The sequence below is a fragment of the Streptomyces sp. MNU89 genome, assembly GCF_020982505.1.
GTDB lineage: Bacteria > Actinomycetota > Actinomycetes > Streptomycetales > Streptomycetaceae > Streptomyces > Streptomyces xinghaiensis.
The window spans coordinates 3,632,097-3,647,317 of sequence record NZ_JAJKLL010000001.1 but is presented as its reverse complement, the minus strand read 5'-3'; the positions used below and the strand labels follow the sequence as shown (position 1 = coordinate 3,647,317).

Below are 15,221 nucleotides of genomic sequence, written 5' to 3'. Positions count from 1 at the left end.
GAACCGATGTACAACTCCACGGTCGCCCGGCTCACCTACCGGGGCCTGCTCGGCCGCCGCCGGGCGCTGATCCTCTTCCTCCTCCCCGCACTGCTGCTGCTCATCGCGGTGGCGGTGCGCCAACTGACCGGAGTCGACGACCAGATCGCCGCCGATGTGCTGGGCGGCTTCGCCCTCGCCACGATGGTCCCGCTGATCGGCGTGATCGCCGGCACGGGAGCGATCGGCCCCGAGATCGACGACGGCTCGATCGTCTACCTGCTCGCCAAACCGGTGAAGCGGCCCACCATCATCGTCACCAAACTGCTGGTGGCGATCGGGGTGACGGTCGTCTTCTCGGCGGTGCCCACGCTGATCGCCGGCTTCATCCTGAACGGCAACAGCCAGAACGTCGCCGTCGCGTACGCGCTGGCCGCCGCGGTCGCCTCCGTCGCCTACAGCGCCGTCTTCCTGCTGCTCGGCACGGTCACCCGGCACGCGGTCGTCGCCGGGCTCGTCTACGCGCTGGTGTGGGAATCGCTGTTCGGCAGCCTGATCGAGGGGGCCCGGACCCTCAGCGTGCAGCAGTGGGCGCTGGCCCTCGCGCAGAAGACCGCCGACGGCGGGCTGGTGACCTCGGACGTGGGTCTCGTCCCGGCCGTGGTGCTGCTCTCCGTCGTCACGGCCCTCGCCACCTGGTACGCGGGCCAGAAGCTGCGCGTCCTGAAGCTGGCCGGGGAGGAGTGAGCCGGGGCGACGGCGGGACGGCGGAAGGGCGACGAGAAGGAACGGAACGGGCCGGGGCGCGCACCTGGAGGGGTGCGCGCCCCGGCCTCGGCCCTGCCCGGCCGCGTCGACCGGTCAGTGCGGGCCCCGCGGGTGCGCGGGGCCGTGACCGGTCAGCGCCGGCCGCCTCGCGGGCGCGGGCATCGCGCCGTCTCCTCCTGGAGTTGCCGCAGCCGGACGTCCATGCCGGCCACGCGCTCGCTCATCGCACAGACGACCTGGTTGGTGTTGTCCAGCCGCCGGTCCATGAAGGCGATGCGGCGGTCCATTCCGTCGAGCCGCTCGTCGATCCGGTCCAGCCGGTCGGAGGTCCGGCGCAGTACCGGCCCGAGGTCGCGCAGCGCGGCGCCGACATCGGCGAGACAGGACTCGACGACGGTCATCCTGGCTTCGAGCGAGCGCTCCGCGGACGGGGCGGTCCCGGAGCGTGGCGTGGTGAAGCTCTCCTCGACGTCCAGCAGGTACCTGCGGACCTCACGTGCGACAGGGCTGTCCCGCAGCAGCATCGCCACGTTCAGTACGGCGCGGCGGGTGAAGACGCCCAGGTTCGACCTGGCCTGTGGATAACCTGCTGCGGTATAGCGTGACAGGATGTCACGCTTGAATCGGCGCAGGTCAGCGCCTCGTAGCGTGGTCATACCGTTGGATGACAACTCCGAGCGGTGGCGTGCCGTGAGTTGCCGGACCACTTCTTCACTCACCTCGAAGTACTCGGCGACCATGCGCGTCGTGACGTGCAGCCCGTCCGGCAGCATCGCCAGGACCTTGACCTTGTCGAGCACGCCCGTGCGCGCGGCGAGGCTCTCGCGGAGCGCGCGTGATTCGAGCAGTGCGGATTCGGGTGGCATGAGAGTGCCCTCCCCTTCGTTCCGGAACGGATGTGGGACTGCCCGTATCCAGGGACCAGGAGCGAAGGCTGCTCATATAGCCACGTACTCGATGACCGGTTCTGCCGCCCGGCAATCCGCCACTTCACGCACTCTCGACGTCTCGAACTCCAGTTGCCTCCACGCATGGTGGGCAACGAGCCGTCGGCGCGGCGGTCACGCGGAGCCGGACGTTCGCCGGGGCCGGGGGTCAGCCGAAGAGGCGTTCGACGACGACGGCGATGCCGTCCTCGTCGTTGGAGGCCGTGATCTCGTCGGCGACGGACTTCAGTTCGGCGTGCGCGTTGGCCATGGCGACGCCGTAGCCGGCCCAGCCGAACATCGGGATGTCGTTGGGCATGTCGCCGAAGGCGATGGTGTCCGCCGCCCGCAGTCCGAGCCGGCGGGCGGCCAGGGAGAGCCCCGTGGCCTTGCTGAGCCCCAGGGGCAGCAGCTCCACGATGCCCGCTCCGGACATCACCACGCCCACCAGATGCCCGGCGACGGTGCGCGCGACGTGGGCGAGGGAGTCGTCGTCCAGCTCCGGATGCTGGATGTAGAGCTTGTTGAGCGGCGCGGACCAGACCTCGTCCATGTCCTGGAAGGTGAGGTACGGCAGCGGGCCCTGTGCCTCGTAGCCCGGGCCGACCAGGACCTCGCCGTCCAGGCCGTCCCGGCTCGCGGCCAGCGCCAGAGGCCCGGTCTCCGCCTCGATCTTGGCGACCGCCAGCCCGGCGAGCTGCCGGTCGAGCGTGACGGAGGTCAGCAGCCGGTGCTCACCGGCGTGGTAGACCTGCGCGCCCTGTCCGCACACCGCGAGTCCCCGGTATCCCAGGTCGTCGAGGACGTGCCGGGCCCAGGGCACCGCGCGGCCGGTGACGACGATGTGCGCGGCGCCCGCGGCGGTGGCGGCGGCCAGGGCGTCCCGGGAGCGCGGGGAGACGGTGTCGTCGCCGCGGAGCAGGGTGCCGTCGAGATCGGTGGCGATCAGCCGGTACGGGAGGTGCCCGCCCGGGGCTTCCGGGCGGGCGGTGGCGGGGGCGCTCACGCGGTCACGGGTTCCAGGATCTCGCGCCCGCCCAGGTAGGGGCGGAGCAGCTCGGGGACCCGCACCGAGCCGTCCGGCCGCTGGTGGTTCTCCAGCAGCGCGACGATCGTGCGGGGCACGGCGCAGAGCGTGCCGTTGAGGGTGGCCAGCGGGCGGACGTGCTTGCCGTCGCGCATCCGCACCGACAGCCGCCGGGCCTGGAACTCGGTGCAGTTGGAGGCGGAGGTGAGCTCGCGGTACTTGCCCTGCGCCGGGATCCAGGCCTCGCAGTCGAACTTGCGGGAAGCGGAGGCACCCAGGTCTCCGGTGGCCACGTCGATCACGCGGAAGGGCAGTTCCAGGGCGGTGAGCCACTGTTTCTCCCACTCCAGCAGCCGGCGGTGCTCGGCCTCGGAGTCCTCCGGGGTGACGTAGGAGAACATCTCCACCTTGTCGAACTGGTGGACGCGGAAGATGCCGCGGGTGTCCTTGCCGTAGGTGCCGGCCTCGCGGCGGAAGCAGGGCGAGAAGCCCGCGTAGCGCAGCGGCAGCCGGTCCGCGTCGACGATCTCGTCCATGTGGTACGCGGCGAGCGGGACCTCGGAGGTGCCGACCAGGTAGAGGTCGTCCTTCTCCAGCTGGTAGACGTTCTCGGCGGCCTGGCCCAGGAAGCCGGTGCCCTCCATGGCACGGGGCTTTACCAGCGCCGGGGTGAGCATGGGGATGAAGCCGGCCTCGGTCGCCTGGGCGATGGCGGCGTTGACGAGCGCCAGCTCCAGCAGGGCACCGATGCCCGTCAGGTAGTAGAAGCGGGAGCCGGAGACCTTGGCGCCGCGCTCGACGTCGATCGCGCCGAGCAGTTGTCCGAGCTCCAGGTGGTCCTTCGGCCGGAAGCCCTCCGCCTCGAAGTCGCGCGCCGTCCCGACGGTCTCCAGGACGGTGAAGTCGTCCTCCCCGCCCACGGGCACCTCGGGGTGGACGAGGTTGCCGAGACCGCTCAGCAGGCGCTGGGTCTCCTCGGCGGCCTCGTTCTGCTGGGCGTCGGCTGCCTTGACGGCGGCGGAGAGCTCGCCGGCCTTCTTCAGCAGCTCCGCCTTCTCCTCACCGGAGGCCTTGGGGATCAGCTTGCCGAGCGCCTTCTGCTCGGAGCGGAGTTCGTCGAAGCGGACGCCGGACGACCTGCGCCGTTCATCGGCGGAGAGCAGGGCGTCGACGAGGGCGACGTCCTCTCCACGGGCGCGCTGGGACGCGCGGACACGGTCGGGGTCCTCACGGAGCAGGCGAAGGTCAATCACGGCTCCAGGCTACCGGTGCGGACGCCCGGCCTTCGACTCCGATAATGACCGGAGTGTTTTGTCCCTTTTGCTCCGAAAAGGAAAATCCACGGAGCCGGGCCGGAATGGTGCACGCGGCCGTCCGGTGATGGTGCCGCGGGTGATATGGAGGTGAACGGAGTCGGTCGGCAACGGGACCGGTGCGGCGGGGGCGGACATTTCGCCGGAGGGTTTTCCACAGGTGGGGGCAGGGGTGGAGACTTTATCCACAGGCTGTGCGCGAGAACTGTGGAAGTCGGAATTGATCATTCCGGTCCCTTCTGTGCAGGCCGATGAATTCCCTTCTCAAACTCATTCCACACACTCTTTCGGGCGGTAATGCCTCACTCCAAAGAGTGCCCGCAGAGAATTGTGCTGACGAAAAGGGATCGAAGGTGCTGTGCACAGAAGGAAGGCGACTGGGGCGTTTTGTCTGTCGTGTCCGGTTACCGTGTCGACTTGTCCCCAGGCGGCGGTCCCGGCCTGTGGATAACTCGGCGAGCTGTGCACAGCCTGTCCGCGGACTTCCGTTCCGGAGCCCCGAAGCGCCTGATCGAGTTCCGGTGTCCCCGGGCCCGGCGCGCTCAGCTCCGCCCGTCCAGGCAGCGCGCCAGCCAGTCCGAGGCGGCCGAGAACTCCTCGTCCGTGGTTCCGTGCCGCAGCGGCGGAAGCTCCTCCGGGCTCACACCGGCGCGCGGATACGAGCCGAGGAAGCGCACCTTGGGGCAGATCCTCTTCAGACCCATCAAAGCCTCGCCCACCCGGCGGTCCGTGATGTGCCCCTCACAGTCCACCGAGAAGCAGTACCGGCCGATCCCCTCACCGGTCGGCCGCGACTCGATGCGCATCATGTTGACCCCGCGGGCCGCGAACTCCTGGAGCAGCTCCAGCAGCGCGCCCGGATGGTCGTCACCCAGCCAGATCACCACGGACGTCTTGTCGGCACCGGTCCGCGCCGCGGGCCGGGCCGGCCGTCCGGCCAGCACGAAACGGGTCACCGCGTTCTGCGCGTCGTGGATATCGGTGACCAGCGGCTTCAGCCCGTACGTCCCGGCCGCGAACTCCCCCGCGAAGGCCGCGTCGTACCGCCCCTCCTGCACCAGCCGGGCTCCGTCGGCGTTCGAGGCCGCGGATTCCCACTGGGCGTCCGGGAGGTGTGCCGCCAGCCACTTGCGGACCTGCGGCTGCGCCACCGGGTGCCCGGTCACCGTCTTCACATCGGTCAGCCCCGTTCCGGGCCGGACGAGCAGCGCGAAGGAGATCGGCAGCAGCACCTCGCGGTAGATCATCAGAGGCTTGCCGGTGGCCAGCTCGTCGAGGGTCGCGGTGACCCCGCCCTCGACCGAGTTCTCGATCGGCACCAGCGCGGCGCCCGCCTCGCCGGACCGCACCGCGTCCAGCGCCGCCGGGACGGAGACCATCGGCATCAGTTCGCGCGTCGCCGCCTCGGGCAGGGTCCTGAGCGCGGCCTCCGTGAAGGTGCCCTCGGGGCCCAGGTAGGTGTAGCGGCTGACGGACATCGCTGCGGGGCTCCTTCTCACGGGGAGCCTCCCACCATACCGGCGGCGGAAGAGCCCGGCCCGCCCACCGCGACCGCTCCCGGCGAGGGCCCGTACGGTGGCCGCCGCTCCCCGTACGGACCGTAAGGACTCATCCCTCCAGCAGCTCCCGGCCCACATAGCCGTCCGGCTCGCAGCCGCCCGGCACCGCGAACAGACCGCTCGTCTCGTGCCGGATGAACGGCGACAGCGCGTCCCCCCGGTCGAGCTTGCGCTGCACCGGCACGAAGCCCCGGAGAGGATCCGCCTGCCAGCAGACGAACAGCAGACCCGCGTCCGGTACCCCCTTCTCGTCGAAGCCGTCGTGGAAGGAGAAGGGACGCCGCAGCAGGGCCGCCCCGCCGTTCGTCTCCGGCATCGAGATCCGGGCGTGCGCGTTGGCGGGAACGACGGGCCTGCCGTCGGGGCCGGTCTTCTCCAGGTCCAGGGGGGTGGTCTCGGTGCCGCCGGTCAGCGGCGCACCGGTGTCCTTGCGGCGTCCGATCACCCGCTCCTGCTCCTCCCGCGACAGCTCCTCCCAGTCGTCGAGCAGCATCCGGATGCGCCGGACCACGGCGTATGAGCCGTGGGCCATCCACTCCGGATCCTTCGCCCCGCCGCCCTCGGGGACGAAGACCCGCTGCTCGAAGTCCGCCTCCTCCGGGCGTGGATTCCTGGTCCCGTCGATCTGGCCCATCAGGTTGCGGGTGGTCATGGGCCGGACCGTCGCCCCCGCGGAGCGGTTGAAGCCGTTCATCTGCCAGCGCACCCGGGCCGTTCCCGCGGCGTCCTTCTGGAGGGCGCGCAGGGCGTTGAAGGCGACCAGCGCGTCGTCGGCGCCGATCTGCACCCACAGATCACCGTTGCTGCGCCGCGGGTCCAGGGCGTCCGAGGAGAACGCGGGCAGCGGGTCCAGTGCGGCGGGGCGGCGGTCCTCCAGCCCCGTGCGGCTGAAGAAACTGTGCCCGAAACCGAAGGTGACGGTGAGAGAGGACGGGCCCGCGTCCAGGGCGATCGCCGTGTCGTCCGCGACCGCGCGGCCCGCGGTCAGGCGTCCGGCCGTCCGGGACCAGCGGCGCAGCAGGGCGGCCGCCCCCTTCCGGCCGGTGTCCGGCAGCAGATCGAAGGCGGCCAGATGGCCGCGGGACTGAGGCGCGGTGGTGATGCCGGCCTGATGTTTCCCGTGAAACATCACGCTGGTGGAGCCGACGGTGCTGAGCGGCGGGGTGTCGTCCCCGGCGAGTGCGGTGCCCGCCACGCCGCCCGCCGCACCGGCGACGAGTCCGGCAGCACCGGCCGCGCCGGCGGTTCCGAGCAGTCTGCGCCGGGAGAGGGGAGAAGTCGTCATCAGTTGATCTTCACGTTCCGGGTCTCGGTGATCTGGTCGATGTCGGAGGTCCGCACGGTGAGCGACGCCCTCCAGGTCCCTGTCAGGGGGAGCTGGAAACGAGCGGCCGACCAGTGGCCGGTGGCGAGCTTCGCCAGCTTCACCGGGAGCGGTCCGACGTCCTCGGCGGGGAGGGTGAAGGCGAGCTTCACCTCGGCGACGTCCAACGGCTTGCCGTCCGGGTCCTCGAGCCAGAGGTGGAGGCTGTTGCCGCAGGTGCTGGCCGGGTCGAAGAGGTGGAGCCCGGCCGTACCGGCGCCCTTCTCGCCGCCGGTGTCGAAGGGAATGTCGAGCATGACGGGCTGCCCGGACGCGGCGGACGCGGCGGACGGGGTGCCGGCGGCCGCGCCGGCCGTCCGCACCTCCGTACGGGCCGGTTCGGTGCTCGTCAGGGCTGTGGTGACGGCGAGTACCAGCGCGGCCACGCCGGCCTCGGCGAGCACCGAGCGGCGGAGCCGGGTCCGCTCCGGGTCGGCGTCGCGGACCCGCCGCTCACGGGCCGCCGCCAGGGCGGCACGCTGGCGGGCGAGCTGGGCGGCCCGCTCGGCGTCCACCGGGGCGGTGAGCGAGGAGGCACCGCTCCGGGCCGGCGCCGGCCGGTCCTCCGCCGGGGGCTCCGGCACGGGCACCGGATCCGTCAGCGGCGCGGCGGCGGGTTCGCCAGGACTCTCCCCGGCGGTGCCCGCCGGCCCGTCCGGCAGCCGGCCGGCGCGCTGCCGCGACCAGCGGGCGAAGAACAGCAGCAGGGCCACCATCCCCACCTTGACCAGCAGCAGCCGTCCGAACGAGGTGGTGGTGAGGGCGTCCCAGGAGCCGGCCTGCCGCCAGGACTGGTACAGCCCGGTCGTGGCCAGTACCAGCACACTGCCGAGGGCCACCCGCGAGAACCGCCGCACCACCTGCCGTTCCGCCGCCGGTCCCCGGTGGAGCGTCACCAGGAGGGCCGCCAGGCCGCCGAGCCAGAGCGCCACGGCCAGTAGATGCACTACGTCCACCGGAACGGCGAGCCACGGCTGGAGACCGGTCGACGCGTGCCCGGCGGCGGCCCAGGTGGCCGCCAGGCCGGTGGCGACGACGGCCCCGCCGGCCGCCGCGAGCCAGAAGCGTGCATTCCGGTGCTCCCGCTCCGTCTCCCCGGCGGCTCCTTCCGCGCTTCCGGCGGACCACCGGTCCGGGGAGAGCAGGACCGTCACGCAGAGAGCGGCCACCGCGAGCAGCAGCAGCCGGGAGACCAGCGCGGTTCCGGAGGGGGTCGCCACGACGTCCCGCAGCGCCCCCGGATCGAACATCCCGGCGAGTCCGCTGCCCCCGGTGTACGGTCCGCGCAGCAGAAGCAGCGCGAAGGTGGCCGCGGTGACCACGGCCCAGCCCCGGATCACCAGCCGCCGCAGTGCCGCGATGGAGGCGGCGGACGGCCGGCAGCCCAGGACGAACGCGCCACTGCCGACGAGCAGGACGAAGCCCGCGTAGGCCGCGTACCGCGCGACGGCGTGGAGGAGGCCGGTGAGCCCGCTTCCCGGCCGGTCGTCCGGCAGGGCCGCGGCGGTCGACGACGGGGCGCCGACGGAGAAGGTGTAGGCGCCCGAGACCGGATGCCCGTCGGCCGAGACGGCCCGCCAGGCCACGGTGTAGGTCCCGTCCGGCAGCCCCGGCCGCAGAGCGACGCCGTGCCGGACGGTGCCACCGGTGCCCAGGTCGCGCGGCTCACCGGTGTCGGCCCGTCCGCCGTCCGGAGCCAGTACCCGGATCGAGTCGGCGGACAGGGTGACGCGCGCGGAGAAGGTGAGCACCACCTTCTCGGGCGCCCGGTCGGCCACCGCGCCCTGCCGCGGAACGCTCCCGGTCAGCGCCGCGTGTGCCGAGGCCGGGGCGGCGCCGAGCAGTACGGCCAGCACGGCCGCGGCGCCGAGCAGCAGCACGGCGGTGGCACGCGCGGGGCGCGCGGCTCGCGCGGCGTGCGTGCCGGGCACGGCAGCGGCGGCAGGGGCGGCCGGGCGGTCCCGGCAGGGTGCGGGGGCCATGCCGGTCAGTGCTTCTTCATCGCGGGGTTGTGGGTGGCGGCCTTCACCGGAAGGGTCACCTCGAGGGCGCCCGACTCGGCGAAGTGGAGCGTCACGGAGACCTCGTCGCCCACGGCCGGCTTGTGCTTGAGCTCCTTGAACATGATGTGGTTCGCCCCGCGCTCGAGGACGAGCTCGCCGTTCGCCGGTACCTCGAACGACTTGACCTGCTGCATCTTGCCGTCCTTGGTGCGGTGCAGCTCCACGTCGTCGGAGATGTCGCTGGTGGCGTGGGTGAGCCGGTCGGCGGTGTCACCGGTGTTGGTCACCGTGAGGAACCCGCCGGCCATGTCGGGCATGACGGGCTCCGGGACGTAGCCGCCGCTCGTCCCGAGCTCCGGCCCGGTGGCGCAGCCGGTCAGGGAGAGCGTGGCACCGAGCACCAGTGCGGCGCTGAGGGCGGTAACGGTGGCGGTGCGGCGGTTCACGGGGTCTCTCCCTTGAGGAGCTTGGGCAGGTCTGCGGTGTAGTCGTCGACGGTGGTGTCCTCGCCGTAGAGGACGTGGGCCTTGTCGTCCTCCGGGGAGAAGGCGAGGACCTGGGCGCCATGAGTGGAGACGATGTCGCCGTTCTCGTCCTCGGTCGGCGGTGCGATGCCGATGCCGACACTGCGCGCGCCGGCCTGGATCGCGTCGAAGTCACCGGTCAGGCCGATGAAGTCGGGGTCCTGGCCGCGCAGCCAGGCGCCGAGCCGCTGGGGGGTGTCCCGTTCGGGGTCGGAGGTGACGAAGACGACCCGCAGGTCCTTCCGCTGGTCCTCGCTGAGTGCCTTGCTCGCCACGGCGATGTTGCTCATCGTCAGCGGACAGACGTCGGGGCAGTGGGTGTAGCCGAAGTAGAGGAGCGTCGGGTGTCCCTTGGTCTCCTCGACCAGGTCGTACTCCTGACCGGACGTGTCGGTGAGGACGAGGTCCGGCTTCTCGAACGGATTATCGAGAACGGTCGCGGCTTTGGAGGGTTCCGCGGAGACCTCCGCGGCGGTCCCGGCGCTGCCGTCGCCGCCACCGCCGCATGCGCTGAGGGCCAGAGCCGCGGTGACGGCGAGCATGCCGCCGCGCCACAGAGGTGTCCGCCTCGCGCCGCGCGTGCGGGCGGGGCGATGGGTGGTTCGCATAGGGGTCTTCCTGGTGTGGGTCGTGGTGGGGGTACGGACCGCCGGATCGTCCGCCGGACCGGTGAGGCCCTCGGACGGCGGCGGGCGGCGGGCACGCCGGGTCACACCGGCGGTGCCGGTGAAGACGCGGGGATGCCGGGCCGCGAGCGGTGGTGGCGGCTTCCCCGGGCCCGGCCACCGGACGCGTCGGGCACGTGCGGGAGGCATGCGGGGGAATCCGCATGGGCAGGGGTGGCGAGGGCTCCGAACGCGCGTTCGGAGGCGCGCGGATCCCGGCACACTGCCGGTGGAACCGCCGTTTCACGCCGCCAGGCGGACGTCCGGCGGACCCCTCCTGCTGACGGAGTGCTCCGGATACAGCGGCCGCGGACGCTCTGGTCCGTACCGGCGACAGGGGAGACCGCGCACGCGCGGACCCCCGGCCCCGGGCAGCCCCGCGAGCAGCGCCCGGGCCAGCCCGACGGCGGCACGCAGCGACCGTACGAGCGCCCCCTCGGCCAGCCCCTGTACGGACAGCCGTACGAGACGGAACAGCGCGGCCTCACCCCGCCGCAGCAACAGCCCGAGCAGGACCGCCGCCAGCAGATGGGCCAGCAGCATCTCCGGCGAGGGGAGCAGCGAGGCGGGGAGCGCCGCCCCGTGCCCGCCGGTCCCCCCGGCCGTCGCGGCGGCCGCGTGCACGCCGGGGTCGATGCCCGCGGCGGTCACCACGCGATGGGCCTCGGCGGCCGACAGGGGATGCCCGCCCTCGCCGCACAGCAGCCGCGCGGCGAGCTCCGTCACAGCGTCGGGCGAACCGCCGCCCGCCGGAGCGGCGGCCGGACCGTCGAGTTGCTGGGCGTATCCGAAGAGGGTGTGCAGAAGCACCTGCCCGGTGCCCAGCACCACGGCGATACCGGGCAGCGAACGCTCCCGGCCGGCGAGCCCCGCGGCCACCACGAGGACGGCGAGGAAGCCCCCGCCCAGAGCCCAGAGCGGGACCACGGCGGGGGAGGCGAGGACGTGCCCGGTCGCGGACAGCACGACGCAGACCGCGGCGAACACCGCGGCCCTCACCAGGCGCAGGCCCGTGCCGGCGCGTGCTGTGAAACCAGACATGGCGGACTCATCATCGCACCGCTCCCACCTGCCGCCTCCGTCAGGGTGGGTGGTGCGGAGGCACACGCCGGCCGCACCGGCACGCCCCCGCGCGCCTGCGGGGGCACACCGCCGAACGAGCGGAGTCCCGTCCGGCACAGGCTTACCGGGGAGGGGCCCGGGCAATACGTACCGGTATGTCGAGCCGCAGCCAGGAGGCCGCAGCATGAGCATCTGGTGGTCACTCCACTTGCGGCGCGAGGCGGCGAGTGTGCCGCTGGCCCGCCGGCTCCTCATCGGCACCATGGAGACCGCCGGGGTCCACCCCGAGACGTCCTACGAACTGTCCGTCGCCCTCTCCGAGGCCTGTGCCAACGCGGTGGAACACGGTGGTGGAGGCGGTGCGGACCCGGGCGGCGGGCGGTACCGCGTCACCGCGTACCTGGACGGCGAGAAGTGCCGTATCGAGGTCGCCGACTCGGGCCCCGGTTTCCCCGCCGCGCGTGACGAACCGGGCGGGCCCGCCGCCCGCCACCGCGGCCGGCAGGCGTGGCCGGAGGGCCAGGGCCCGCTCCGGGGCCCCGGCCCCGTGGACGGCACCGGTCACGCCGGTCGTGCGCATCGCACCGGCCATGCCGGCCACTCCGATCACACGGGCCAGGTCGGCCGCACCGACCACGCCGAGCACGGCCGCGGCCTGCTGCTGATCGAGGCCCTCGCCGACCACTTCCACGTCCGGAACCGGCCGGGCAGGGGCGCGGTCGTCTGCTTCAGCAAGATGCTCAAGTGGCGGGACGGTGCCCACCTCGCGGGCGGCCCGGTGGCCGGCCCCGTCCTCAGCCCGTGAACGCCCACCGGAGCAAGCGCCCACGGACCGGGCAACCGCGGGCCGCTCAGCCCTTCAGCCGCGCCATCCAGGACTCCACCTCGGCGGAAGCGCGCGGCAGGGCGGCGGAGAGGTTCCGGTTGCCGTCCTCGGTGACGAGGATGTCGTCCTCGATGCGGACACCGATGCCGCGGTACTCCTCGGGCACGGTCAGGTCGTCCGCCTGGAAGTACAGCCCGGGCTCGACGGTGAGGCACATGCCCGGCTCCAGCGTGCCGTCCACATAGGTCTCGGTCCGCGCCAGCGCGCAGTCGTGCACGTCCATGCCGAGCATGTGCCCGGTGCCGTGCAGGGTCCACCGGCGCTGCAGCCCCAGCTCCAGCACCCGCTCGACCGGGCCCTCGACGAGCCCCCACTCGACGAGCCTCTCGGCGAGGACCCGCTGTGCCGCGTCGTGGAAGTCGCGGTACTTGGCCCCGGGGCGCACGGCGGCGATCCCGGCCTCCTGGGCCTCGTACACGGCGTCGTAGATCTTCCGCTGGAGATCGGTGAAGCGGCCGTTCACCGGGAGGGTGCGGGTGACGTCGGCGGTGTAGAGGGTGTGGGTCTCCACGCCCGCGTCCAGCAGCAGCAGTTCGCCGGAGCGCACGGGGCCGTCGTTGCGCACCCAGTGCAGGGTGGTCGCGTGCGGGCCGGCGGCGCAGATCGAGCCGTAGCCGACGTCGTTGCCCTCGACCCGGGCGCGCAGGAAGAAGGTGCCCTCGATGTAGCGCTCGGAGGTGGCCTCGGCCCGGTCGAGCACCTTGACGACGTCCTCGAAGCCGCGCACCGTCGAGTCCACGGCCTTCTGCAGTTCGCCGATCTCGAACGCGTCCTTGACCAGCCGGAGTTCGCTGAGGAAGACCCGGAGTTCCTCGTCGCGCGCGGGGTCGAGCCGGCCGGCGAGGGCCTCCTCCAGTCCCGCGTCGTGGCCGCGGACGAGGCGGACGGGGCCGGCCGACTCCGCCAGTTCGCCGGCGGCCTTGCGGACGTCGCGGCAGGGCAGCCCGAGCCGCCGCTCGTTCTCGCTCAGGCTGTAGCGGCGGCCGACCCAGAGCTCGCCCTGGCCGTCCAGCCAGAACTCGCCGTTCTCCCGGTCGGAGCGGGGCAGTACGTGGAGCACCGCCTCGTGACCGCCGTCCGCCGCGGGCTCCAGGACGAGTACGCCGTCCTCCGTCTGGTCCCCGGTCAGATAGGCGTACTCCGTGCCGGCCCGGAACGGGTACTCCGTGTCGTTGGAGCGGGTCCGGAGATTGCCGGCGGGAACGACCAGCCGCTCGCCCGGGAAACGCCGGGAGAGCGCGGCGCGGCGGCGGGCGGTCTCGGCCGCCTGGGGCAGCGGCTCCAGACCGCGCAGCTCGGTGTCGGCCCAGCCGCCCCGCATATGGGCGGCGAGTTCGTCGGAGACGGCCGGGTAGAGGCCGTTCTTCCGCTGCTTGATCGGCTGGTGGTCGCCCGCCGGGGCGGTTTCGCTCTGCTGGGCCGGTACGGGCTGCTCGGTCACGGTTTCCTCCTTGAACGGGACCTTCTCCCCATCGTATGGGCGGCGGGAAGGGCGGAGCAGGGGCAGGAGTGAAGGCCGGGGAACCGGCACGAAGCCGCCGCCGGACCACCGCGCGCCGTCCCCGGCGGCGGGGCGGCCGGGGACGGCCGGGGGCGGGAGCCGGAGGGCGGCGCCGGAAGGGCTGCTCCGTAGGGCCGGGCATTATGGCCGGGCCGCGGAGCGATCAGATGGATTCCGGCCACTTTCCGTGAACATGACGTACGCGCGGTCGCCACCCCGGGGTGACGGACCTCCGTTCCGTCCACCCCTTCTGCGGCGATCCGCCCGCCGGGCGGCATATGCCGGGAACGGGTGCGAGGGCGTCCCGTGGTACCCCGGCACGAGGCCGAACGGGACGAACCGGAGCGGTCACCCTCACACTGCCCGGCGCCCCACGGCGAGGAGCCGGACCGGGAGCCCCGGATGCGCGGGGATCCGTGTACCGGGACCGACCTCGGGTATCCGGGTTTGACGAGGCCCGGGAGGCTGCTAGGTTTGGCCGGAAAACGACGTGCTCCAGTCGATGCGCGGTCGACTGAGGCTCGTCGGCAACGCGTTACGTCCACCACGGCGGGTACCTACTCGACAGGGGGCGGGGGCAGTTGGGCGTGCTGGAACCCGGCAGCGGCCGGGCGCGTCCTAGCCTGCGAACGCCGCGCTCCCACTCGTGAGCGGACAGGTGGGGGCACCTCGCCACTGGGGTACGGGGCGGCACGCGCCGAACGGGCGCCACCCCATGCCATGCTCCACGCCGGTCGGCGGTGTGATGCGCTGATCCACGCACAGCCAGGTGTGTTCCGCGCGGCGCGACGGGCCGGGTCCCGGGCGCGCGGTACCCGCAGTGCCACGCAGTTCGTGCAGTTCCGCTCCAGGTAGTTGCCAGACAGTTGCTCCACTGCTCCCCGCAGTCAGACGCAGTTCCACGCGACGGAAACAGCCCTCGGCGTTAACGGAAAGGAACGAGCGCTCATGCGCGAGATCCCCGGAATGCGACGCAGGCTCCTGCTCAAGCGCAGGCGCGGCGGAAGGTCGGTCATGCTCGATGCGGCACTGACCTGCGCCACCGAGTGGCGGTGGCCGGTACTGCCCGGCGTGGGCACCCAGCCGGGAAGGGGCGGCGCGGTCCACTGCGCCTGCCCGCACCCCGACTGCGCCGCCCCTGGTGCACACCCGTTCGATCCGGGGTTGCTCGCGGCGACCACCGACGCCCGCATGGTGCGCTGGTGGTGGACCAACCGCCCCTCCGCACCGGTGATCCTGGCGACCGGGGGCCGCGCCCCGTGCGCCGTCAGCCTGCCGGCCGTCGCGGGTGCCGAAGCGGTCACCGAGCTGGGGCGGATGGGGGTCCGGCTGGGGCCGGTCGTCGCCACCCCGTCCCGCTGGGCGCTGCTCGTGGCGCCGTACTCGCTGCCGGAACTGGGCGAACTCCTCTACAGCCAGGACTGGGTCCCCAGTTCGCTGCGCTTCCACGGTGAGGGCGGGTACCTGGCCCTGCCGCCCTCGGAGACGGGCGCCGGGCAGGTCCGCTGGGAGCAGGCCCCGCGGCGGGGGTCCGCCGGACCGTGGCTGCCGCGGGTGGAGACCGTCGTGGAGGCGCTGGTGGAGGCCAGCGCCGGAACGCCCGGCGGCGGCAGCCGACTGCCCTACTGAGCCCGTCGCATCCACC

The 15,221-nt window shown here is 72.8% G+C and carries 13 protein-coding genes; 3 read left to right on the top strand and 10 right to left on the bottom strand.

From position 1 onward, the window contains the following. The first annotated feature begins 6 nt into the window (after positions 1-6). On the top strand, positions 7-726 hold the full coding sequence (locus E4N63_RS15695; RefSeq protein ID WP_019707424.1) for an ABC transporter permease subunit: 720 nt from the start codon (positions 7-9) through the stop codon (positions 724-726). Between the two features lie 152 nt (positions 727-878). On the opposite strand, the gene E4N63_RS15690 is transcribed toward E4N63_RS15695, so the two are convergent. From E4N63_RS15690 to E4N63_RS15650, 9 genes are all read right to left on the bottom strand, one after another. Further along, positions 879-1,613: a hypothetical protein gene (locus tag E4N63_RS15690; RefSeq protein WP_230240989.1), complete on the bottom strand. Its 735-nt coding sequence runs from the start codon at positions 1,611-1,613 to the stop codon at positions 879-881. 229 nt (positions 1,614-1,842) lie between these two features. Then, positions 1,843-2,679, bottom strand: a complete 837-nt coding sequence (locus tag E4N63_RS15685; protein WP_050363753.1) for an HAD family hydrolase — start codon at positions 2,677-2,679, stop codon at positions 1,843-1,845. Next, a complete protein-coding gene (serS, locus tag E4N63_RS15680; RefSeq protein WP_230240988.1) occupies positions 2,676-3,953 on the bottom strand; it encodes a serine--tRNA ligase in 1,278 nt (425 codons plus the stop codon). Before serS ends, E4N63_RS15685 begins: the two co-directional genes overlap by 4 nt. Positions 3,954-4,555: 602 nt before the next feature. Next, positions 4,556-5,491, bottom strand: a complete 936-nt coding sequence (pheA, locus tag E4N63_RS15675; protein ID WP_019707428.1) for a prephenate dehydratase — start codon at positions 5,489-5,491, stop codon at positions 4,556-4,558. A gap of 130 nt (positions 5,492-5,621) precedes the next feature. Then, on the bottom strand, positions 5,622-6,857 hold the full coding sequence (efeB, locus tag E4N63_RS15670) for an iron uptake transporter deferrochelatase/peroxidase subunit (protein WP_230240987.1): 1,236 nt from the start codon (positions 6,855-6,857) through the stop codon (positions 5,622-5,624). Then, positions 6,857-8,917: a copper resistance protein CopC gene (locus E4N63_RS15665; protein WP_230240986.1), complete on the bottom strand. Its 2,061-nt coding sequence runs from the start codon at positions 8,915-8,917 to the stop codon at positions 6,857-6,859. The genes efeB and E4N63_RS15665 overlap by 1 nt, the downstream gene beginning before the upstream one ends. Before the next feature lie 5 nt (positions 8,918-8,922). Next, positions 8,923-9,384 carry a copper chaperone PCu(A)C gene (locus tag E4N63_RS15660; protein ID WP_125622560.1) on the bottom strand — a complete coding sequence of 154 codons (462 nt, stop codon included), beginning with the start codon at positions 9,382-9,384 and terminating at the stop codon, positions 8,923-8,925. Further along, on the bottom strand, positions 9,381-10,004 hold the full coding sequence (locus E4N63_RS15655; RefSeq protein ID WP_230242505.1) for an SCO family protein: 624 nt from the start codon (positions 10,002-10,004) through the stop codon (positions 9,381-9,383). The genes E4N63_RS15660 and E4N63_RS15655 overlap by 4 nt, the downstream gene beginning before the upstream one ends. Positions 10,005-10,370: 366 nt before the next feature. After that, on the bottom strand, positions 10,371-11,168 hold the full coding sequence (locus E4N63_RS15650; RefSeq protein WP_230240985.1) for a hypothetical protein: 798 nt from the start codon (positions 11,166-11,168) through the stop codon (positions 10,371-10,373). A 205-nt stretch (positions 11,169-11,373) separates the two neighbouring features. Here E4N63_RS15650 and E4N63_RS15645 point away from each other — a divergent pair, with 205 nt between their 5' ends. Then, complete coding sequence (locus tag E4N63_RS15645) at positions 11,374-11,994, top strand: ATP-binding protein (RefSeq protein ID WP_230240984.1); 621 nt, start codon at positions 11,374-11,376, stop codon at positions 11,992-11,994. Positions 11,995-12,040: 46 nt separating this feature from the next. On the opposite strand, the gene E4N63_RS15640 is transcribed toward E4N63_RS15645, so the two are convergent. Further along, positions 12,041-13,516, bottom strand: coding sequence for an aminopeptidase P family protein (locus E4N63_RS15640; RefSeq protein ID WP_230240983.1), 1,476 nt, complete (start codon positions 13,514-13,516; stop codon positions 12,041-12,043). A 1,008-nt stretch (positions 13,517-14,524) separates the two neighbouring features. Here E4N63_RS15640 and E4N63_RS15635 point away from each other — a divergent pair. Continuing rightward, complete coding sequence (locus E4N63_RS15635; RefSeq protein WP_125622555.1) at positions 14,525-15,205, top strand: bifunctional DNA primase/polymerase; 681 nt, start codon at positions 14,525-14,527, stop codon at positions 15,203-15,205. Positions 15,206-15,221: the final 16 nt, after the last annotated feature.